Genomic DNA, 21,082 nt, shown 5'->3' with positions numbered 1-21,082 from the left:
AAAATTCCTTATATCCGAGTTATCCCAGCCAGAGAGGATAACCAGATATTTATTTGATGTCGTGTAGCACATATAATACTATTAACTATTCTCTCTTATCTCGAGCGAATCATCCCTGTGTGATTTAAGCACCACCGAATTCATAGGCTATTCGTATAATTCAGACTATTCACCTTAAAATCCGAGACACCCTCTTCCTTCACAATAAAATTTTCAATAATAACTGCGTAAGCCCATTTGCGTCACTTCTTGTATCGATGGCGAAGCTGATGAGCACACCGACGCTATTGGAATAGCACCGGAGATGGGGATGAAATCTTGGGCTACTGAGAGGTAGTTCATGTATTCATACGAGGATCGCATCCGCCTGGTGATGCTCTACATCCAGCTAAGAAAACTGGACTGTTGCCGGTTTAAAAGACACCCTGTTAAGGTGGAAAATGAAACAGGAGGTGGTTTATGGGAACGAGACAGCAGTTCAGCCGGGAATTCAAGGTTGAAACGGTCAAGCTGGTGGCCGTGCGAGGCGTTGCAGTGACGCAAGCTGAGCGCGACCTAGATGTGCACGAGACGCGGCTGAGGGCATGGCGCTCTCAAAACAGCTAACTGATGCATCCTACCTTGTAGCAATCACGTAGAAAACGCCTCAGATGCGAGTTTCGACTGTCGCAGTTCATCAGCAGATCGATACAACAGCAGTCTGTTGATGGTACTCACACACCACTGGACTTGATTCTGAGTTGCTTAAGTGATGAGTACTGCTGGGTGGTCTCATCGCCCCGAAACAATGAAGCGCCCAAGAGCCCGGTACAAGTGCCGTGGGTGCCATCGGTACTCTTAGTTTACGTGCCTAACATGCTTCTCATGTCTCATCACAAGGAGGTTTGGAGGTCAAGCCTCACTTGAGCACTTCGCTCGCCGTATTGCTTCCTGAGTATCTGCATGGACTGAAGGGCGCGATCCCTTTCTGTAAGCATCAGATCATGGTAGCCATCACCGCTGGCGGCGGGAGGGTTCATGTACTCCCAATTATCAAAGCGACTTTTTACATCCGCGATAAGTGCATCAGTGGGTGATTGCGCTATTAGGCTCACTACAAGCATCCGCAAAGCTTCGATTTGCGCTTGCAACTCTTCCGTCTCTGTCATGTAATTTTTCCTTCTGGTACTCGATGCTTGAACAAGAACCTGCATCGTAGTAAATGGGCGCATGCACACGCCTCGCAGCCTCCAGCACTTACATCGCAAACACGCGCCTATCCAAAGCCCAGAACACACTTTGCCTAGCGCACCACTAGATGTTATCAAGGAGTTGTATCAAAGGATGCTAAGGCGGCTCTAAACCATGTAGAGTCTCAGTCTACCTTCAAGATCAGGCCAAGACGTTACCTTTCAAATCGCCGGTCACCGCAAGCTAGTCCATAAACTCAAGATGAGATGCGGAATGGTGGCGTGCATAGCCTATGCCCCCGAGTAAGAGTGGCCAACACCACTTCGTCGATAGCCCCTGCAAAGCAGTTATGCTCACTGCCCTCGTCGCACGACGCCCCGTAAGCAAAGAACAGTGGCGACAGCCCCCCTGCTCCCAGCCTTTGTGCCTCCTGCCAAAGGCCGTGCGCGCAAGCTCACAGTCAGCGATGAAGCCCCCCTCAACAGCATCCTGTTCGTGCTGCAAACAAGCATTCCATGGGAATACCTTCCCCAATCCTTTGGATACGGCTGCGACATGACTTGCTGGCGGCGCCTGCACGACTGGAACGCTGCTGGTTATTTGTGAGCGGTTTCACTAGGCCATGCTGACTCGCTTGCATGTACATGACCAGATCGAGTGGAATCGGGCCAGCATTGATGGCTCCTCAGTACCAAGCCCCTGGGGGGCCATGAAACGGGTCCCAATCCGACGGACCGAGGCAAGCTTGGCACCAAGCGCCACCTCGTTCTAGATGCCAGAGGCATCCCGCTGGCGATCCTCGTCAACAGAGCCAACAGGCACGACTGCTAGATGGAGGTTCGTCGAGACGTAAATTACGACTTAGGCTGTCACCTTCAGGTAGATGAAAACGATATTGGACACGACTGCATTTGACCTATATTTTTTTGGATCCCACAACCAGCTAGGAGAACTGTATGAGTGATGACACTAAGAAGTGCCCTGTAACTCACTTGACCACCGACTTCGGCGCACCAGTTTCTACTAACCGCGACAGCCTTACCGCGGGGCCTCGTGGACCGCTGTTAGCGCAGGATCTATGGTTGAACGAGCGTTTGGCAAATTTTGTTCGTGAGGTTATTCCTGAACGCCGTATGCACGCTAAAGGCTCCGGCGCCTTCGGTACATTCACGGTCACGCACGACATCACCCAGTACACTCGCGCCAAAATTTTCAGTGAGGTGGGAAAGACAACGGAAATGTTTGCCCGCTTCACGACGGTGGCAGGCGAGCGCGGCGCGGCAGATGCCGAGCGCGACATTCGAGGTTTTGCCCTCAAGTTCTATACCGAAGAAGGTAATTGGGACATGGTGGGGAACAACACTCCCGTGTTCTTCATTCGTGATCCTCGGCAATTCCCAGATCTTAACAAGGCCGTCAAGCGTGACCCACGCACGAACATGCGCAGCGCGACCAATAACTGGGACTACTGGACGCTCTTGCCCGAAGCCCTTCATCAAGTGACAGTAGTAATGAGCGACCGTGGTATCCCTGCCAGCTACCGTCACATGCACGGTTTCAGCTCGCACACCTACAGTTTCTGGAATACGGCGGGCGAGCGCTTTTGGGTCAAGATGCACTTCCGGACTCAGCAAGGTATTAAGAACCTCACCGATGCTGAGGCGGCCGAGCTGGTCAGCAAGGATCGCGAAAGCCATCAGCGCGACCTCTACGACGCTATCGAACGCGGCGAATATCCAAAGTGGACTATGTCCATCCAAGTCATGCCAGAGGCTGATGCTGAGAAGTACGCTCTGCACCCTTTCGACTTGACGAAAGTTTGGTACAAGGGCGACTACCCACTTATTGAAGTTGGCGAGTTCGAGCTGAACAAGAACCCTGAAAACTTCTTCGCCGACGTCGAGCAAGTGGCCTTTGCTCCCAGCAACCTGGTTCCGGGTATCGGTGCTAGCCCTGACCGTATGCTTCAAGCTCGCCTCTTTAACTACGCCGATGCACAACGCTATCGCCTAGGGGCAAACTATCACCAGATTCCAGTCAACCAAGCTCGCTGCCCTGTGCACAGCAACCACCGCGATGGCCCAGGTCGAGTAGATGGCAACTACGGGGGCTTACCGCACTACGAGCCTAACAGCTTCGGACAATGGCAAAGTCAGCCTGAGTTCATGGAGCCGCCACTCAAGCTCACAGGCAATGCCGCCCATTGGAGCTACGACAAGGATGACCACAACTACTTTGAGCAACCTGGCAAGTTATTCCGCTTGATGAGCAACAGCCAGAAGGAAGCACTTTTCGGCAACACCGGCCGTGCGATGGGTGATGCGCCTGAATTTATCAAGCTTCGTCACATCCGGAATTGCCACGCGGCTGATCCAGCATACGGCGCCGGCGTAGCCATGGCTCTCGGCATCGATCTAACTGCCGCTCTGGCCTCGAAAAAAGACGACCCCATGTACGGCAGCGCGTTGGTAGCGCTGCCAGCGTAGCGAACCTAAGTTAAAAGTTGGCGGCTATACAAGGCGCTTGAAGTGAGCGTCTTGTATGAGGCGTCAGGGTCTTGCTATTTGCATCCCCAGCGTGTCAGTCTTGCGTGGAAAGACACACTTTAAATTCGATCTATGCAACAACTCCACGTCCTAATCAAACCACGCTATCGAGAAAAATTCGTACCAGTTCGCTCTAGCAGCGGGCACCAATCTTGGAGAAGATGGAGTACAAGCGAGCCCTTGCGGTATTAAGGCGAATACATAGCTCTCTTGCTGCGTCCTCCAGCGCCAAGCCATGAGACAGCAGAATTACCAGCGGGGTCTCTGTCGAGGTGAGCTGAAACGATTGTTGGGCGAGATTGGAGGATAGATCGATTTGCCATTGATGTGGCACATAAGCACCGTTACGGCCTGCCAGGACTCACTATCGAGTGCCGAAGGTCTCTTGGGATGACTGCTTGAACTTCCAAGTTTTAAGCGACATCCACCTCACCATGAAAATATGGCGGCTCACAGCTTCTGGCTGAACATACTCGCTATCAAAAAATGCTTGGTCAACCACAACTAGCGCAGGTGGTCGAGGAAACTTCCAATCTAGTGATGCATTGCGTTTACGGAGACACCTCTCGCCTTCGCTTTGCCAAGCGCTTATAGCAGTGACGGCACGGTGTAGTCATTAAGATTGGTGTCTTCAAATCTAATGTCAGGGTAAAAACGGCCCTCTACATGCACACGATCACGCCCTGCATTTTTAGCGTTATACAGCAACTGGTCAGCCTGCTTCAGTGCGCCTTCCAGCTGATCCTTTCTTGTAATCGAAGTGAGACCAAAGCTCATCGTCACCACAGCGCCCTGAAGCACGCCTCCCTGATCGTGCCTTAGTTCTCGTCCAATGCGTTTGGCGACTTGCTCTGCCCCCTGCAAATCAATTCGGGTCAACAGCATCACAAACTCCTCGCCTCCAACACGAGCCAGCAGATCCTGGTTACGCACATTGTGTTGCATGACCGCGGAAACGCGCTGTAGCACTTCGTCGCCTTTAGCATGCCCCCAGTTGTCGTTGATTCGTTTGAAGTAATCGATATCGCCGACGAGAATCGCCATAGGGTAAAGGCGCTGATCCGCAAGCCTACGCTGTGCCAGTTCATGGAACCCCCGCCGATTCAGAATCTGGGTCAACATGTCAAAGTCGCGCTCAGTTTGTAACTTGGCGACTGTGTCTCTGGCGGTTGAGGCGCAGATCAGCACTGTGAAGAGCAGTGCAAAAAACAAAATGCTCATCAACGTCGTAGTCCAGTAAGTGGAGTTGAATTGCATGGCATCGTTGAGGCCTGAAGCCCCCAAGCTCAGCACAAGTGTGGGACGTAGGATAGTGACTACGGCGTTAGAGAGGTATGTCCATAAGAGCGCCTGGTCTAGCCAGTCACTGGAGCGGCCTCTTTTCAGGACTGCCGAGACTGGCATTAATAGGATCAGGCCTCCTCCAATGCTGACAGCATGCAGTCGCCCGACCAAACTGGGGTCAATCTGGTCGAAATAGTAAAACGATGCCATCGCTAGGACACATAACAATGCATTTGGCTCCGATGGTACAAACACATTTCGACGAACTGAAAAGCTTTTGGCTAGACACCAGGCCCCCGCCAGAAACAGTGTGCTAACGAGCGCCACAAAATGATTTGAAGTCTCTAGCTTCAGCGCACTGCGAGTACTAAGGGACAATGCCGTCAGCAAGTAAGCAGCACATAGCCAAAGCAAAAAGCGCTGTTGGCGTTGAACTATCCAGCACACACCCAGTAAGCCAGCTAGAAAGAGCAAGAGCAGCGATGGCATAAGCACGTAGATATAGTCATTGCTTGTGTGCATACTCTCAGCCCCTTCGATAAGGATTGCCACCAGATGTGCCAACTGACCAAAACTCAAATCCAAGCCAAACGCAAAAGCATCAGGCCGTGTGGAAGTGACTAGCCTTGTGGCGCAGAAAGTAACAAATTCTTGTGACCTTTGACAGTTCACTTTTTGACTTTAGGTCGCAAAAATTGCGATTTCTGCATTTGCTGACGACTTGGAGTCAACATGTTGATGTCTACTTCAGAAGGCATAAGGGGGAATCGGTATAGATCTTGGAGTGGATCGCCTCGACTTTTGAGGAGGCTCAGCACTCTGAGAGGATTGAGCCATGAAGAAGTCAAGCAAGTTCTCGCCGGAAGTCCGTAAGCGGGCAGTGAAGATGGTGCATGAGCATCGTGGGGAGTGCCCATCGCTGTGGACGACCATCGAGTTCATTGCGCCAAAGATCAACTGCGTGCCGCAGACCTTGAACGAATGGGTCACGCGCTCTGAAATCGATGCCGGCTAGCGTGAAAATGTCACGACCAGCGAGGCACCGCGGATCAAGGAGCTGAACGCCACGTCAAAGAACTGCGGCAGGCCAACGAGATACTGAAGCTGGCCAGTGCGCTTTTCGCCCAGGCGGAGCTCGACCGCTGCCTCAAGCCCTGAAGGCCTTCATCGACAAGCATCGTGATGCCTTCGGAGTCGAGCCGCTCTGCAAGGTCTTGCAGGTCGCTCCGTCGGCATATCGAAGGCATGTGGCGCTGCTGCGCGAGCCACATAAGCGCTGTGCCTGCGCTCATCGCGAAGAGATGCTGATGCCACAAATTGCACATGTCTGGCAGACCAACATGCAGGTCTATGGCGCCAACAAGGTGTGGCGGCAACTTGCACGCGAAGGCGTTGTCGTGACTCGTTGCACGGTTGAGCGATTGATTCGCAAGCTGGGGCTGCATGGTGTGATGCGCGGCAAGGTCGTGCACCACCGCCGGTGATGCCAAAGCACCGTGTCCGCTCTTTAACCAAACAGCCTCCTCAAAAGCCGGGGCGCTTTAGCTGAAGCGACCAGGAAGTCTTTAAGCTTGAAGTCATACTTGGGCTGTTTCGGTGCTGAGTGACAGCGTATTTGCAGAGCAAAATCAACAAGGGCGGCACGAAGCCCGCCCTTGTTAGGTGAGTTGCAGCCAGCACTCATGGAGTGCTGTGGCCCTGTGCAGCCTATTCGCTTGTAGGCACAAAAAACAGGTACTCACCTGGCCCCATCTGCGGGGTAATCACATAGCCTTCGCACTGCCCGTCCTTGCATTTCACAGGGATAGCGCGAGGCCATATCGTTGCAGCCGTCGGATAGCCAGGCAAGTACTGCGGCACATGCCAGACGCCATAGTCGCCCACTGGCTCGGCTTGCTGCGAGCCTGCTGCACCTTGCTCGCCACTTCCGAAGATCTGGCGTTGAATGCTCAACGGTTCATTGATGGCCCTGGAATCGGGCGCAGCCAAAGACGAAGCGCAGCATAGTGCAATCGCTAAAAGAGCTAGAGTCTTGCCCATAGCGGCCTCCTAGATTAGGAATCACGCCCACTAATTGCCATACAGCCGTGCTGTACGTGGGTCATCCATCACAGAGGTGATAGCCGTGGGGCGAGTGACCTCAGGCGCAAAGCTTGACTGAGCCTCTGAAGGGGGCGCAGTAGGAGTTGGGCTACCTTGTGCCGAAGCATCCGGCCCGTAGTTGTTCCGGCGCTCATCTGCGGTCATGGATTGAGGGCATTTCGAACCCGTGATCTCCAGGGCCACGCGCGCTGCCGGGTCCATGCAGTCCATCGCCAGCGAGGCGGCCTTCATGCCCTTGTTCCAGAGCTCACGGCTCATTTTCAGGCGCTTGCAATGCTCGTCCGTCCAGGTTGTGCCGAAGCTCACGCCAAAGCCAGGGCCGTTGGCGCTGCCGCTGCTGCTGCCCATGCAGGTGTCATTGCTGGTTGTGAGGTTGGGTCCGCTCACGCTAGGAACGTTCTTCAGGGTGTAGGTGCCGCTGTACTCCACAATGTTCTTGGACGTTCCGGACACTGTGTTATTCAGGTTCTGGGTTGTTGTTCCGCTCGTTGTGATGTTTTGATCGGAGGTCGAAGTGGATCTACTTTCCATCGTGGCGACAGATCGACTTTCTGCCGGAGCAGCAACTGGATTGACAATGGTGACCGACTGATTCTGTTGTGCCCCTACGGATGAAGAGTTAGAGGAGCTTTGCGCGCTGCTGTCGGCACTTTGCGCATAACTGCACAAAGGAACGCAAAGACTTAACAGAGCTATTGAGAATTTCATGCTTCGCTCCTACGTTGCCCGAGCCTGACCAACCAGCCAGGCCCGGGACAAGCACAACTATCTTGGGATAGCTGCCTTAGTTGGCATTGGCCGTTGAGCCTGCACCAGCAGTACCGGAGGTGCCACCGCCGTTAGAGAGGTAGCCGGCATTACCCCATGCCCCGGCATTCTGGTGGACGGTACCCACAGAGCCTGCGTTCGATGTGGTATTGGTCAACGAGCCCCAAGGTGAGGAAACGGCTCCCGATGTGGCGTTGTAGCCAGAGGTGGTACCAGCATTGTTGTTGATGTAAGCCAGGCCGCCGCCAGGGCCGGCGCCAGTTGCAGCAACATTCGCGGTCTGAGAAGAGGCGCCGCCGAAGGCAGTGCCGTTGACGGGTCCTGCGTTATAGCCGGCAGCAGCAGCCGAGCCCGCATTGGCATTGGTAGCCGCTACGCCGCCCGCAACACCGTTGCCGGAGGTAGCGGAAAGACTCTTCACATTACCGAAAGTAGTTGCGCTACCACCGACAGCAGCCCCACCGATGCCAAAACCGCCTGCGCCGATCGCGCCGCCAGCAGCGTTTGCATTCGACGTTGCACCGGAGGTTGCGCTATTCATGCTCAGCGCACTTCCGTTACCCGAGCTAGCCGCACCCGACAGCGTGGCAGACGATGCGCTCGACGTCGTGTTTGTGGCTGCAATGCTTGAGCTGCTCACAGCAGCAGATGCAACACCAGCCAACGCAATAACCGCCATGGCAATCACAGACTTTTTCATGATCGTTCCTTTAAATAGCGAGTTTTCAGACAAGTGAAAGAAAGAGTGTGTGTGAGCAAAAGACCATTTGTAGATATGCAAAAGGCCCCTGTTAACCGTCAACAAGTTCTGGAGTGCTTGGTTACGTTCCAAAACAGGCGTTCGGTGAGGCCAGTTTCAGAAAATGACTCAGAAACAGTAATACCCTGTTTAGAAATATTTTCTTAACAAAATAAATTCAACAAAAAATGATTGCGTTATTGTTTTATCTGCATGGTGCGCTACTGAATAAATAGCAACCATGGAAAAATTCTTACAGTGTTAACAAAAGTAATCTATATTTCTTTTTATTTTATTTATCTATTGCCTCAAGAACAAAGGGTTTACATCTATTTTTCACGCCTCTACTGAAATCAGTACCATATATTAGAGTTTTAAAATGTAAAAACTTAAACAAAATTATTCTTTAATTGTTTTTTGTGGATTTTAAATAAAGCAGATTTTATTTTTCGCGTGACTGCCAACCAATCTATCTATCTGCTGGGGTGTCACATGTATCTATCCGACGCATCTATGAGTTCGCGGTCTGACGTCGGCAGAGCTGAAGGCGCATCTATTGCCTTCGGTGGCATGTGGCCGTCCGACATGAAAGGTCAGCAGAGCCAACCTGTGCGAGTCTTTCTGGTCGATGAAGACAGACACATCAGGAACGTGATCGCGCAGGAACTCATGCGTGACCCGCGCACTCTTCTGGTAGGACAGGCTTCCAGCTACAAAGAGGCTCGCAAGAACGTCTTTTCTCAAGAGTTCGATGTACTCCTCATCGACCTGTCCATTGGCGAAGGCCAAGGAGCTGAGCTGCTTGAGTCGATTCAATTAAAAAGGCCTGAGGTGCTATGCATCGCAATTTCTGCAAGTGAAAACGATGATGCGGCCATGGATGCTCTTAAGCGAGGCGCTGTTGGATACCTGGTGAAGAATTCATGGTTTGGCAGCTATTTGCAGGCTGTGCTGGAAGTAGCCAATGGTGGGGCTGCGATATCTCCCCGGGTGGCGAAGAAAATCATCCCCAAAATATTCAATGCAGCCATGCATGGAGAAGAAATCTTCACGCATAAAAAATTCGAGTCGCTGACTGAAAGAGAAATAGATATATTGAAATTGATAGCTCAAGGGAAAAGCACCCAAGAGGTTGCGTCCTACCTGGAAATCAGCCCATTGACTGTGGCAACGCATGTAAAAAATATTTACGGAAAAATGCAGGTAAGAACCAGAGCACAAGCTGTTAGATATGCGATGCTGACCGGTATCATTTAAACTCTTTTTTTCTGAATTTTAAGTTCGAGATAAATGGAATTATTCTTACAGATATTCTTTGATTGAATATTTTTGATCGGTGCAGGGTGAGGAAACTTGTCGTGCCGCAAGAGCTTGTAAAGCATCGGCTTTGACAGAGCAGTCCGTGCCGACACCTCATCTATAGGGATGACCTGTTCAGCAACACTTGACGTGCTTTGACATGTGATCTCTCGAACTCCTTTAAATGCTACGTTGATTGACTCGCTTGGACAGTTCTTCGGCGCTTTCACGGCGCTCGCTATAGCGATCCACTAAGTAGTCTGCACAGACTCGCGTCAGCAGAGTGAACTTGATCAGTTCTTCCATCACATCCACCACCCTCTGGTAATACGAAGCCGGCTGCATTCGGCCAGCCTCATCGAACTCCGCGAACGCCTTGGCTACGGATGACAGATTCGGAATAGTGATCATGCGCATCAAGCGAGCCAGTACACGCACCTGATTGGCAGCATTGAAGGACTGTGAGCCCCCGAGACGTGCATCACCGCCAGTGTCTTGCCTTGCGTCGGTCGTACCGCGCCAACCGACAAGGGAATCCAGTCGATCTGCGCTTTGAGAATACTGGTCATCGCACCGCGACGCTCGGGAGAGATCCAGCCAATGGTCGTGCCCTTCTTGGCAAGCACATGCAGCAAGAGGAGCGTGACCAGGCTGCTAATCGGCATGATCTTGGAGCCGAGATTTGCTCTGTTAATTCATCCAGTTTCTCCAAGATCGTCTGCATCACACAGGGCTGCCCGATGTTGCCAAACGTAATGCAGACCACACCATGCAGCATGGCCATATCTTGCGCTTGCGGTCTAAATTGGCGAATCAAAGATTCCAGAACGAGCAAGAAACCTATCCTTCAGCCACTGCTAGGCGCTGTGGCAGCTTCTTCACCAGTTCATCCACCGCCAGTCGCGTCTTCAACGGCAGATGCACGGTGTACGGCCACAGCGCATTGATCACATAGGACACGCTGAGCTGGCCCGGCAGCACTTCACGCAACTCGCCGCTGTCCAGATGCTTGCGTGCCAGCCATGATGGCAGCCAGGCAATGCCGAAGCCCGCAATCGCGGCGTCGGTGATGGCACGCAAGTCATCCATCTGAAAACGGGCCTTGGGCCGGATGGCCTTCACCTGCCCATCAACCAGCACCTGCCAGTCATGCACCCGTCCCTGGCGGGTATAGGCCAGCCCGTCGTGCTGTTGCAAGTCGTGCAACGTGGCGGGTTCACTATGGCCTTGCAGATAGGACGGCGCAGCACAAAACACCATGTGGTGCTCGCCCAGCCGGCGGGCCGCGAGATCGCCGCTGTCCGGCGGCACGCCGTTGCGGATGACCAGGTCTAGACCCTCTTCCACCAAGTCCACCATGCGATCGCTGAAGTACAGCTCCAGCGTCAACCCAGGATGCTCTCTCGCCAGCTCAAGCAGGATGGGCGCGATGTACAAATTCCCGAACAGCACCGGCATGGAAACCCTCAGTCGGCCGTTGACATGGCCCTTTCCTCTTTCCAATGCCGCCTCGCCGATACGCAACGCCTCCAGCGCTCGCAGGCAGTGGTCGTAGAACAGCGAGCCCTCCTCGGTGAGACTCTGGCTGCGCGTGGTGCGGTGAAACAGCAGCACGCCCAGGCGCTGCTCCAAGCGGGCCACGCTCTTGCCGACCGCAGAGCGGGTGATATGCAGTCTCTGCGCCGCCTGGGCAAAGCTGCCGGCTTCGACCACGGTCACGAAAACGTCGATGCCGCTCAAGCTACCAGCCATGTATTGAATCTTTTTTGGAACCAATTACGGGAAATACTATCACCATCGGCGACAAAAAGATCTTGATAAGCTTGATGCATCAATAAAACTTCTCTGCATGGAGCACTTCCGTGAGCAAAATTCTCGTTCTTCAGTCCAGCATCAACGGCACCCATTCCAGGACCAACCACCTTATCGACAGCTTCCTCGCCGAGCGCAAGACCCGTGGCCATGTCGATGAAGTGGTGGTGCACGACCTGCCCGGCATGAACCTGCCTGTGCTGGACGACGAGCTGTTCCACGCCCTGCGCGGTGCCGAAAACTCCAGCCAGCGTATCCAGCAAGGGGTGGCGCTGTCCGACCAACTCATCGCCGAACTCAAGTCCAGCGACCTACTGCTGATCGGCGCTCCCATGTACAACCTGAACGTGCCGACGGCACTGAAGAACTGGTTCGACCTGGTGGCCCGCGCCCGCGAGACCTTCCGTTACACGGAAACCTATCCGATAGGTCTGGTGGAAGGCGTCAGCGCCGTAGTCTTCAGCTCGCGCGGCGGCATTCACCTGGGGCAGATGACCGACGCCGTCACGCCCTATCTGCGCTCGGTGCTCGGCCTCATGGGCATCAACGAGGTGGAATTCGTCTACGCGGAAGGCATGGACATCCGCCCGCATGGCGTAGAACAAGGCATGGCCAACGCCCATGCGCAGATCGCCGAACTTACGGCCTGAGCGAAACGCAAACAAAAAGCACTCCATCGGAGTACTTTTTCACAGCAACGTGAGATAGCCCCCCCTGACACTACACGGCAGACGTAGACAAGCAAAGCTCAAACGACGGCAACGGGTCGGTCAGCGACAGTCGCAGATCCGCCATGAGCCGCCGCTGGTAGGATCAAGAAGCAGACATTCAGCGCTTGCGATAAGACGCGCCGGAGTGCGGAGCACGGAGAGCCCCCACAAGCGCCACTTGTGGGTGTCGGCTTGACCAACTGGTTAGGCAGCCCCAACCGCGACAATTACTAGGCATAGGCTACCCACCCACGGAACGTAAAAGCTGCGTAGAACAAGGAAATGCTCTTAAAGCCGGCTTTGCGCATCAGTTCTTCGTCCTGTATCGGTGACAGGATTTCGAGCCGCTCACCTACCGCTCGTGCACCTGCTTGAGCCTTTGCAGGGTCTACGCCCGAAGAGGCCGCAAATGCTGCGTAGCGCGAAAGCCAGACGCGTCGTAGTTCAGACTCCTGATCAAAGCTCAGATGCATGACAACGAGCGGCGCTCCTGGCTTCAAGCGGCGGTGGATTGTTAATTTCCACGCATAACTGACCCGCCGGGGGCTAGTGGGTCACTTCTGGGTGGAAATCAACACCAGGAGTTCATCTAGCCGTGGATTTGTACTGCACCTCTGGCTTTGCCTTGTCGGACATGGAAAGTCCGGCGAATGCACTAGCAGGCGCCAACTTGCCCGCAATTCGATTGAACTGCATTCAAAATGTATCCAAGAGTATCTTCATTGTCAACATGACTCCCCTATGGAACCATTTTCTGATTCTCGGTAATAGCACTCCTTAGGCTTTGAACGGGGCTAAGAGTTTGGTCTATATCCAGCGCTTGGGGCGCACTAGACACGCTCCATGTCAAATCATTCGGTTTCGGGTGGTCAATTCAACCGGAGTAGGCGTTTGTGAGTGCCTGATTCTTGTTTGCGTATGCAATTGCAGCGATGACTGATTTGTCTGCTCGCACCTTGGACAATTGAGCCCATAAGCTTGCTGAATGTAGTAGCAGGAACATGATGTGACGCAATCCTCTCGATAGGATACGATTAGAAACAATCTGTATCCGTCATTGGATCGACTGACTCATGACACCCTTCAAATCCGCCATCGTTTCACTGCTTTGTGCCGCAGCTCCAGCGATGGCTGCCAGTTGGTCGGGCCTGTACCTAGGGCAAGGAAACAATAACGACTACACATCCCTGCAACTGATGGAGACGAAAGAGGGAAGCATTTTTGGGCGACATCGACAGATATCTGTCTCGGAATCCGACACAAAGATCATTCTTGATGCCCCTGTATCAGGGGCGGCCCATGGTAACCAAGTTGTAGGCCGGATTGATCGACATTGGCTTGAAGGCGGGACTCTCGCATTCTCCGGGACTAGAACAAACACGGGCATCCAGTTTGCGGGCGGCGAGGGTCTTCAAAGTAGTCTGATTGCATCGTCCGAGCGCGAAGAGCAAGCGGTGATCTCCGAGCTTACTGCCCGCGCAAAGAAAGCTGGCGACGCCGCGCGTGCCAAGTCTGGCTTGAGCAACATAAACGCAGCCCTTAACCGTGCTCGAGAATTCCAGATCAGAGGCACCGATACGCTGACCGCCCTGAGCAAGATCCCCGCCCATTACAGCGCCGTGCTTGCCAAGCAGGAAAAGATGGCTGTGCATGCTCGATCCTTGCCCAACAGCGTGGCAAGAATCCAGGTCATTAATGCCATGGACCGGCTGGTCTCGAAGGATCTAAACGGCACCCAGCTAAAAGTAGAAAACTCGATCTCAAGTGCCAACGCTGCCAGGGACCAGGTGGTCCGAAGCCTTGCACAGGCAAAAGAGCTATGCAATCAGCTGGATCCTAACGGACCACTGGCGCCGGAATACGTTTCCCAATGCCAACAGGTGCAAGTAGTGGATGAAGCGACTGTCAAGTTATCTCAGGAGCTTTCTGCGCTCTTCAACAGACTTATCGAGGCATACAAAGTGGCTGAAGCTCGAAGCAACATACTGTCCGCCGAAGTCAATGCACTTCGGTAGGCGTTCATCTTTATCTTGCCACTCTAGCGCTCAAGCGCCTCAAACTGACAGACTATCGTAGGTACGATGGCGAGCATTTAAGGTCCTTCATCTGCTTCGAATTTGAAGGCTAGGTATGAGAGATTTATGCAGGCGGAGACCCAGGATAGGCGGCATTTGATCGAGACCGCCCTACGATGCGTTAGGTCAAGTTACCAAGAATCCTCACCACCAATAGCCCACAACTTGTCTCTTCTGATCGAGCTCAGCCGTCGGAATCAGCGGATTGGGCTGTGCCTTCAGAACGTGCCCTTAGCAACCATGCAAAAAATTCATACCGAGAGCTCCAAGGATTCTTGGTCTGAACCCCTCACCGCGAAAGCGGCCATCAGGAAGATTCAATCGGCAGCCCGTTACTTTTTCGAGCCAGAAGAATTCGGCAGACTCGTAGGCCAAGACGGCGACAGCATTAGAGTGAAGAAAGCCCTCTACCGACTCGCTCAGGAAGGGCTGATCACCTTAGCCACACGACGACCAGCGGGCTACCTTATTGTGCCGGCTGAACAAGCACACTATGGTGCTCCGCCTGTCACTTGGTGGATCGACGACTGCCTCAGGCGAATCGAGCCCAGCTACTACGTGGCCCTATTGTCTGCGGCGCGCTATTGGGGGTCGTCCAATTTTGCGCTCCAAGAAACTCAAGTGATGGTCGCTTGCCCACGCCAACCATTAACTCCAGGCTCACTCAAGGTGAGGTTCTTCAGCAAAGGATCCGTCGCCGAAACCCCAACAACCACAGTGAATGCAGGCGTCGCGCCTTGGCGAGTCAGTACCAGGGAGGCCACACTCTTGGATCTCATACGTCATCAGGCAGATGTAGGGGGAATTGAGTACATAACTCGTATCACAAGAGATTTCGCACCCAGCCTGAACCAGCGAGCACTGAAACAGGCTCTAGATGCGATACACCAAGTCCCTGTGGCACAACGACTCGGATTCATCTTGGATCATCTACGATTGACGAGCCTGTCTCAGATTGTGTATGCATGGCTCCAATCGCGAAGGAAGAATATCCAACCTCTGGTCCTGGGAGATGCAGAACGAGAAAGCACATTCGAAGTCAACACCAAGTGGAGCATCCGCCATGATGCACAACTGCGTGAGCTAGTGCCAACATCATAGGGTTCATCGACTTAGCTAGGATTGCAAAGTTGGCTGATCAATCAGGCTGCTGATGAGAATTCCACGTTGAATTCACGCTCTGATCTTCCAAAACTCCCTTCTTTGTAGATGATGCATTCCTATCCAGCGAATCCATGGCTATGCCCGTGGAGCTACTCAGAGCTTGGATTCCCTCCCTTGAGTCTCTCTACCCTGAACTGAACGTTGGTGGGCATAGCCTAGCCTCCTAGGAAGACTAGGCTAGACCTTCAAGATTGGCTGAACGTATGGAGCCGCACTACCCGCAAGCCTTTCACGTCACGGTGCTTGCTTCGCCGCCGTTGCAGGTATCTCAACGCTTTCCCCCAGCACCTGCATATCCCCGCAGTCCTGGCGCATAGGCGTCGTCTGCGGCGGTACTTGGCAGTTCGCTGGCCACAATTGTGACCAGTTTGCCCAAAGCCCGGATTGTCGTTCGGCGCAAGGAGCAAGTTATCCATCTGCTGCGTCAAGCGAGCCTTGCAATGGCAAGGTCATCACTCAGCATTCCGGCGGCGTGAAGCGCGGCGGAGCTGTTTTCAGCTCGTACAAATTAATATAGGAAAAATCGATCAAAAACGTTACATCCCATCCACACCTCGCTTGCTCAGCAAGTATGGTTGTGCATGTATTCAACGATACTCGGCATTGGGATGCCTAAGTGCCAAGCCCACCTACTCCCAAAGCCCGGGCAGTGTCAGGGACCTCATCCGACCACTGACCTGTTGCAATCTGATGGCCGTCAATAAGGGCGGTATGAGGCTGAATGGCAGCGACATGTGTCGCTGCTTAGAGGCATAGATGGGCGAAGTTCAAACGGCCACTCAAGGTAGATACCGACTGGTCAGGTTACTTGAATAGGTAGTTACGACGCAATGAAAAAGCGCGTCATAAAACCAAAGTATTCACGCAACGCGACCGGATCACGATGATCGGTAATGGTGGCTTGCTTAGATTGGTGTCTTGGTACTTTTTCTTCGGCGCGCACCTAGGAAAACTTTGGGTACAGAACCCCGGCTGAGATGATTAACGCATGCGTTGCATCGATCGGTTGCATCCACAACGCCGGAGCCACTCGACGCACCTACCTGACTACTGCAATGCAGCGGTTGCACCAAGGTGCCCAAGCTCATGAAGCTGGTGGTCGGCAGTAAGACCCCCATCCTTAATGACGTCGCTGAGCTTCGGTGTCATGTTCCATGCTAATGCTGCCCTGCAAAGCGCTGTCACTGATATGTCAATCTGCCTGCCCCTGCTGCACGATGAGCACAAGGTAGGCCAAGGTCCTACCAGCGTCGAACCCCTCCTAGAACGTCAGCGTTTGGTGAACAATGACTTGTGGGATGCTCAGGAAAAGAAGCACCGATAAGACTCAAAAACTCACAAAGGTTTACGCGCCAACGCAATAAAAGCTTGCAGATAGTCTGTATCCAGATCCACCTTGCGAGCACCGAGGTGGATTTGCTTTGCAATTCCTTTTTTTCCTAGACGCACAGGCACAACCGACATCTTCTCAGCATACTCCTGAGCAAGCCAGCGCGGTAACGCAGCCACGCCGCGTCCGCTGGCTACCATCTGCAACATGATGTCTGTGGTCTCAATCGTCTTGTGGCGACGCGGCGCAATACCCGCAGGCAACAAAAATTGGTTATAGATATCCAGGCGGTCAGTCGCTACCGGATAAGTAATGAGAATCTGATCGCTGAGGTGCCTGGGCAATACATGCTCCGCCTGGGCCAACTGATGCTGTTTGGACACGACCAGTACCTGCTCGTAATCGAACACTGGCACAAACTCCAACCCAGGCTTATGAAGCGGGTCAGGCGTCACCAGCAGATCAATTTCATAACCAAACAGCGCGCCAATGCCTCCAAACTGGAACTTCTGCTTCACATCAACTTCCACATCAGGCCATTCAGTCAGATAGGGAGAGACGATTTTCAGCAGCCATTGATAGCAAGGATGGCACTCCATACCGATACGCAAATTACCGCGTTCGCCTTGCGCGAACTGCTGGAGCCGCGACTCAGCCAGATCAAGCTGCGGTATCACGCGATTGGCAACCGCCAGGAGGTACTGACCAGCCTGCGTGAGACGCAAGTTACGGCCTTCGCGTAGCCAGATATCCAAGCCTAGTTGACCCTCCAGCTTTTTGATGCTGTGGCTCAGAGCGGATTGCGTGACACAAAGCACATCTGCTGCCGCAGTCAAAGATCCCTGCTTTTCTACTTCCCGGACGATAGTTAGATGAATGCGCTCAATCATTTATGAGCAAACCTCATGGATATGTGAAATAAGACCATTTTACTTCATTGATAACCATCATTAGCATCTGCATCCAATGTGACAAGCATTAAGCCTGCCTCGAAGTCAAGGCCCTATTGCTGCTCGGGTGCAATTGGTGAGATCGCGGTGTCCTGTATACGTATCTTTGAAAGTAAAAATGACAAATCCACTCCATGTAGTAGCGCTCTCCGGCGGGCTGCAACATCCTTCTAAATCCACAGTGCTGGCGGAGCATCTATTGGGCCTGATCTCCGTCGAAGTCCCGTGTCAGCAAAGCCTGATTGAAATTGGACAGATCGCACCTCAGTTGGCTGGTGCTGTCTGGCGCTCACAACTACCCGACGCAGTGGAGCAGCAATTGACAGCCGTCGAGCGAGCTGATGTTCTGATAGTGGCAACCCCTGTTTATCGCGGCTCCTACACGGGACTATTCAAGCACTTCTTTGACTTTATTCATCAGGATGCTCTGATCGACAAGCCCATCTTGTTGGCTGCCGCCGGCGGCAGTGAACGGCACTCCCTGGTCATCGACCACCAACTGCGACCATTGTTTAGCTTCTTTCAGGCGCGCACCTTGCCGTTGGGTGTTTATGCAACCGACAAGGATTTTGTGGACTACCAACTTCGGGATGAGGCCTTGATCGAGCGGGCCAGACTGGCGGTTCAACGGGCATTGCCGTTGTTGCAATTGGCGCAACGCGGCCAATCCTCTCTGGCCGAAGAACTGCTCGTCGCCTGAAACAAGAATCGTCTGTTCTCTTAGAAAATTTAATCACTGGATCGCCATGAACACCGAACTTACTTTTGAGCTCAAGAGCATCAGCTTCGATGAAAACTACCACCCAGCGGACAGCACGCGTTTGACCACCAATTTCGCCAACCTAGCCCGCGGAATAAGTCGTCAGCAAAACCTGCGCAACACGTTGAAGATGATTGACAAGCGCTTCAATGACTTGGCCCATTGGGACAATCCGGCAGGAGATCGCTACGCCGTCGGGCTTGAGATCATCTCCGTTGAGATGTACCTGAATGGCAAGAGCTGCGATGCAACTTTTCCATTGATTGAGATCCTGAAGCCCAGCATTCTCGACAAGACGACGAACAAGCGCATCGACGGCATTGTTGGGAACAGCTTCTCATCTTATGTGCGCGATTACGACTTTAGCGTTCTGCTTCCTGAGTACAACCTCAACCGGACTGATTTCAGAACCCCGGACAATTTTGGCGACCTGCATGGCAAGCTGTTCAAGCACTTTGTCAACTCACGCACCTACAAGGAGCGCTTCAACAAGACGCCGGTCATCTGCATCAGCGCCTCGACCAGCAAGACCTATCAACGGACAGGAAATCTGCACCCGGTACTTGGCATTGAGTACCAACAGAACGAGCTGTCATCGACGGACCAATATTTCGCCAAGATGGGGATGCAGGTGCGCTTTTTCATGCCGCCCGACAGCGTTGCTCCCTTCGCTTTCTACTTCTACGGTGACCTGCTGAACGACTACACGAACCTCGAGCTGATCGGCACGATCAGCACCATGGAAACCTTTCAGAAGATCTACCGGCCCGAGATTTACAACGCCAACTCTGCTGCTGGAAAGCTCTATCAACCGAGCTTGAAGCACCAAGACTATTCGTTAACGCAGATTGTCTATGACCGGGAAGAGCGCAGCCAGTTGGCTGTCAAGCAGGGGAAATTCACGGAAGAGCACTTCATCAAGCCCTACAAGAATGTGCTTGAACAGTGGGCTACCGATTTCGCGATCTGAGTGACCTGCGCAGGCACTAGCAGCTTCATTGCATCCCATGGCTACCCAGGCAAGCAGCACCTGGGCTCCCCCAATTTTGTTTGAAAGGAATTTCTCTGATGTTCGAAACCTCCATCGCAGGCAGCCTGCCGAAACCCGCCTGGCTGGCAGAAACCAACAAGCTCTGGCCCCAGTGGAAGGCTGAAGGCGATGCACTTCGCCAAGCCAAGGCCGATGCAACCCTGCTATGGATCAAGGCCCAGGAAGATGCAGGCCTGGATATCGTGTGTGACGGGGAGCAGTCGCGCCAGCATTTCGTGCATGGTTTCCTCGAACAAGTCGAGGGCATTGACTTCGAGAACAAGGTGAAAATGGGCATCCGCGACAACCGCTACGACGCGATGGTGCCGCAGGTGACGTCAGCCCTGGCCCTGAAGGGCCGCGTACATGCCTTCGAAGCCCAGTTGGCGCGCGCGCACACGAAGAAGAAGCTGAAATTCACTCTACCTGGTCCAATGACCATCGTGGACACTGTGGCGGATCGCTTTTACGGCGGTGATGCTGACGGAAGGGTCAAGATGGCCTTCGCCTTTGCCGAGTTGCTCAACCAGGAGGCCCTGGCGCTTCAGGCTGATGGCGTAGACATCATCCAGTTCGACGAACCTGCCTTCAATGTCTACATGAAGGACGCTGCCGACTGGGGCGTGAAAGCGCTGGAGCGTGCAGTGCAGGGCTTGAGCTGCACGACGGCGGTACATATCTGCTACGGCTATGGAATCAAGGCCAATACAGACTGGAAAAGCACCCTGGGCGAAGAATGGCGTCAGTATGAGACGGTGTTTCCAGCACTTGCCCGCAGCAGCATCGACCAAGTGAGCCTGGAATGCATTCACTCCCATGTACCGCCCGATCTGATGAAGCTGCTGGCAGGTAAAGACGTGTTGGTCGGTGTGATCGACGTAGCCAGCGATGTGGTCGAGACCCCCGAAGAAATTGCTGACACCATTGGCCGAGCGCTGGAGTTCGTACCGAAGGAGCGACTGTTCCCATGCACGAATTGCGGTCTGGCACCGATGGGGCGGGACGTGGCGTGGCGTAAGTTGGAAGCTCTGGCAGCAGGCACGAAGCTGGCCAAAGCGCGGCTTACTATAGCGTGACCGCCCTGTCGTCCTGAGCAGTCATGCCGGTCGCGCCGTCGGTGGCGCGACACATCCTGCGCATACCAGATTGAGCGGCTTTTCCGTAGAGAACACAAAGCATCTATCTATGTCCTTGCCGCGCCAATATCAAGCTCACATAAATTCTTTACCTCTATTCCAAAAGCCCGTCGAAATTTAGCTTCAAGTGCTGGCGTTATAGGTTTTTGATTTTCTTCCAGCGAAATCAAATAAGCTTTGCTCACTCCTAGCGCATGAGCCATCGC

General features: G+C 53.4%; 15 protein-coding genes, 4 pseudogenes and 1 other annotated feature. Of the genes and pseudogenes, 11 read left to right on the top strand and 8 right to left on the bottom strand.

Going from position 1 to position 21,082, the window contains the following annotated elements; all coding sequences use genetic code 11:
- Positions 1–459: 459 nt before the first annotated feature.
- A pseudogene (locus tag F0P97_RS11730) lies at positions 460–588 on the top strand (transposase); the annotation flags it as partial.
- 284 nt (positions 589–872) lie between these two features.
- Here the strand turns inward: F0P97_RS11730 and F0P97_RS11725 are convergent.
- The gene (locus F0P97_RS11725) at positions 873–1,148 is read right to left on the bottom strand and encodes a hypothetical protein (protein ID WP_087866356.1); all 276 of its coding nucleotides are present in this window, start codon (positions 1,146–1,148) and stop codon (positions 873–875) included.
- Between the two features lie 371 nt (positions 1,149–1,519).
- Here F0P97_RS11725 and F0P97_RS11720 point away from each other — a divergent pair.
- Both F0P97_RS11720 and F0P97_RS11715 read left to right on the top strand, forming a co-directional pair.
- Positions 1,520–1,995, top strand: a pseudogene (locus tag F0P97_RS11720) (transposase); the annotation flags it as partial.
- Positions 1,996–2,126: 131 nt separating this feature from the next.
- Complete coding sequence (locus tag F0P97_RS11715; protein WP_087866357.1) at positions 2,127–3,656, top strand: catalase; 1,530 nt, start codon at positions 2,127–2,129, stop codon at positions 3,654–3,656.
- Between the two features lie 648 nt (positions 3,657–4,304).
- Here F0P97_RS11715 and F0P97_RS11710 read toward each other — a convergent pair.
- Complete coding sequence (locus F0P97_RS11710; RefSeq protein ID WP_182287183.1) at positions 4,305–5,522, bottom strand: GGDEF domain-containing protein; 1,218 nt, start codon at positions 5,520–5,522, stop codon at positions 4,305–4,307.
- Positions 5,523–5,835: 313 nt separating this feature from the next.
- On the opposite strand from F0P97_RS11710, the pseudogene F0P97_RS11705 reads away from it, so the two are divergent.
- A pseudogene (locus tag F0P97_RS11705) lies at positions 5,836–6,506 on the top strand (transposase); the annotation flags it as partial.
- Positions 6,113–6,229 (top strand) — a sequence feature (AL1L pseudoknot). It overlaps the preceding pseudogene by 117 nt.
- Before the next feature lie 201 nt (positions 6,507–6,707).
- Here the strand turns inward: F0P97_RS11705 and F0P97_RS11700 are convergent.
- The 3 genes from F0P97_RS11700 to F0P97_RS11690 form a co-directional block, all read right to left on the bottom strand.
- Complete coding sequence (locus F0P97_RS11700) at positions 6,708–7,040, bottom strand: hypothetical protein (protein ID WP_087866358.1); 333 nt, start codon at positions 7,038–7,040, stop codon at positions 6,708–6,710.
- A 30-nt stretch (positions 7,041–7,070) separates the two neighbouring features.
- Positions 7,071–7,811 (bottom strand): hypothetical protein, encoded by a 741-nt coding sequence (locus tag F0P97_RS11695; protein WP_182286848.1) that lies wholly within the window; start codon positions 7,809–7,811, stop codon positions 7,071–7,073.
- Between the two features lie 76 nt (positions 7,812–7,887).
- Complete coding sequence (locus F0P97_RS11690) at positions 7,888–8,511, bottom strand: hypothetical protein (RefSeq protein ID WP_232538210.1); 624 nt, start codon at positions 8,509–8,511, stop codon at positions 7,888–7,890.
- Positions 8,512–9,102: 591 nt separating this feature from the next.
- Here F0P97_RS11690 and F0P97_RS11685 point away from each other — a divergent pair.
- The gene (locus F0P97_RS11685; RefSeq protein ID WP_420093903.1) at positions 9,103–9,867 is read left to right on the top strand and encodes a LuxR C-terminal-related transcriptional regulator; all 765 of its coding nucleotides are present in this window, start codon (positions 9,103–9,105) and stop codon (positions 9,865–9,867) included.
- 222 nt (positions 9,868–10,089) lie between these two features.
- On the opposite strand, the pseudogene F0P97_RS11680 reads toward F0P97_RS11685, so the two are convergent.
- Positions 10,090–10,541: pseudogene (locus F0P97_RS11680) on the bottom strand (NADPH-dependent FMN reductase); the annotation flags it as partial.
- A 208-nt stretch (positions 10,542–10,749) separates the two neighbouring features.
- Positions 10,750–11,661, bottom strand: coding sequence for a LysR family transcriptional regulator (locus tag F0P97_RS11675; RefSeq protein ID WP_182286847.1), 912 nt, complete (start codon positions 11,659–11,661; stop codon positions 10,750–10,752).
- A 110-nt stretch (positions 11,662–11,771) separates the two neighbouring features.
- On the opposite strand from F0P97_RS11675, the gene F0P97_RS11670 reads away from it, so the two are divergent.
- The 3 genes from F0P97_RS11670 (at position 11,772) to F0P97_RS28005 (ending at position 15,607) form a co-directional block, all read left to right on the top strand.
- Complete coding sequence (locus tag F0P97_RS11670) at positions 11,772–12,371, top strand: FMN-dependent NADH-azoreductase (protein WP_182286846.1); 600 nt, start codon at positions 11,772–11,774, stop codon at positions 12,369–12,371.
- A 1,133-nt stretch (positions 12,372–13,504) separates the two neighbouring features.
- A complete protein-coding gene (locus F0P97_RS11665; RefSeq protein WP_182286845.1) occupies positions 13,505–14,446 on the top strand; it encodes a hypothetical protein in 942 nt (313 codons plus the stop codon).
- A gap of 126 nt (positions 14,447–14,572) precedes the next feature.
- Complete coding sequence (locus tag F0P97_RS28005; protein WP_420093902.1) at positions 14,573–15,607, top strand: type IV toxin-antitoxin system AbiEi family antitoxin domain-containing protein; 1,035 nt, start codon at positions 14,573–14,575, stop codon at positions 15,605–15,607.
- A gap of 1,398 nt (positions 15,608–17,005) precedes the next feature.
- On the opposite strand, the gene F0P97_RS11655 is transcribed toward F0P97_RS28005, so the two are convergent.
- The gene (locus F0P97_RS11655) at positions 17,006–17,890 is read right to left on the bottom strand and encodes a LysR family transcriptional regulator (RefSeq protein ID WP_182286843.1); all 885 of its coding nucleotides are present in this window, start codon (positions 17,888–17,890) and stop codon (positions 17,006–17,008) included.
- 178 nt (positions 17,891–18,068) lie between these two features.
- Between F0P97_RS11655 and msuE the strand changes: the two genes are divergently transcribed.
- The 3 genes from msuE to F0P97_RS11640 all read left to right on the top strand — a co-directional run bounded on the left by msuE (position 18,069) and on the right by F0P97_RS11640 (position 20,816).
- A complete protein-coding gene (gene msuE, locus F0P97_RS11650) occupies positions 18,069–18,650 on the top strand; it encodes an FMN reductase (protein ID WP_182286842.1) in 582 nt (193 codons plus the stop codon).
- Positions 18,651–18,696: 46 nt separating this feature from the next.
- A complete protein-coding gene (locus tag F0P97_RS11645; protein WP_182286841.1) occupies positions 18,697–19,680 on the top strand; it encodes a DUF1852 domain-containing protein in 984 nt (327 codons plus the stop codon).
- Between the two features lie 98 nt (positions 19,681–19,778).
- A complete protein-coding gene (locus F0P97_RS11640) occupies positions 19,779–20,816 on the top strand; it encodes a methionine synthase (protein ID WP_182286840.1) in 1,038 nt (345 codons plus the stop codon).
- Positions 20,817–21,082: the final 266 nt, after the last annotated feature.

The organism is Comamonas testosteroni (genome assembly GCF_014076415.1).
Taxonomy (GTDB): domain Bacteria; phylum Pseudomonadota; class Gammaproteobacteria; order Burkholderiales; family Burkholderiaceae_C; genus Comamonas; species Comamonas testosteroni_F.
Note: the sequence above shows the minus strand (reverse complement) of the source record. Positions and strands in the feature narration are given on the sequence as shown.

Excerpts from the sequence above, each read along its gene's own strand:
- F0P97_RS11725 (WP_087866356.1), bottom strand. The coding sequence starts at position 1,148 with ATGACAGAGACGGAAGAGTTGCAAGCGCAAATCGAAGCTTTGCGGATG.
- F0P97_RS11715 (WP_087866357.1), top strand. The coding sequence starts at position 2,127 with ATGAGTGATGACACTAAGAAGTGCCCTGTAACTCACTTGACCACCGAC.
- F0P97_RS11710 (WP_182287183.1), bottom strand. The coding sequence starts at position 5,522 with ATGCACACAAGCAATGACTATATCTACGTGCTTATGCCATCGCTGCTC.
- F0P97_RS11700 (WP_087866358.1), bottom strand. The coding sequence starts at position 7,040 with ATGGGCAAGACTCTAGCTCTTTTAGCGATTGCACTATGCTGCGCTTCG.
- F0P97_RS11695 (WP_182286848.1), bottom strand. The coding sequence starts at position 7,811 with ATGAAATTCTCAATAGCTCTGTTAAGTCTTTGCGTTCCTTTGTGCAGT.
- F0P97_RS11685 (WP_420093903.1), top strand. The coding sequence starts at position 9,103 with ATGTATCTATCCGACGCATCTATGAGTTCGCGGTCTGACGTCGGCAGA.
- F0P97_RS11675 (WP_182286847.1), bottom strand. The coding sequence starts at position 11,661 with ATGGCTGGTAGCTTGAGCGGCATCGACGTTTTCGTGACCGTGGTCGAA.
- F0P97_RS11665 (WP_182286845.1), top strand. The coding sequence starts at position 13,505 with ATGACACCCTTCAAATCCGCCATCGTTTCACTGCTTTGTGCCGCAGCT.
- F0P97_RS28005 (WP_420093902.1), top strand. The coding sequence starts at position 14,573 with ATGCAGGCGGAGACCCAGGATAGGCGGCATTTGATCGAGACCGCCCTA.
- F0P97_RS11655 (WP_182286843.1), bottom strand. The coding sequence starts at position 17,890 with ATGATTGAGCGCATTCATCTAACTATCGTCCGGGAAGTAGAAAAGCAG.
- msuE (WP_182286842.1), top strand. The coding sequence starts at position 18,069 with ATGACAAATCCACTCCATGTAGTAGCGCTCTCCGGCGGGCTGCAACAT.
- F0P97_RS11645 (WP_182286841.1), top strand. The coding sequence starts at position 18,697 with ATGAACACCGAACTTACTTTTGAGCTCAAGAGCATCAGCTTCGATGAA.
- F0P97_RS11640 (WP_182286840.1), top strand. The coding sequence starts at position 19,779 with ATGTTCGAAACCTCCATCGCAGGCAGCCTGCCGAAACCCGCCTGGCTG.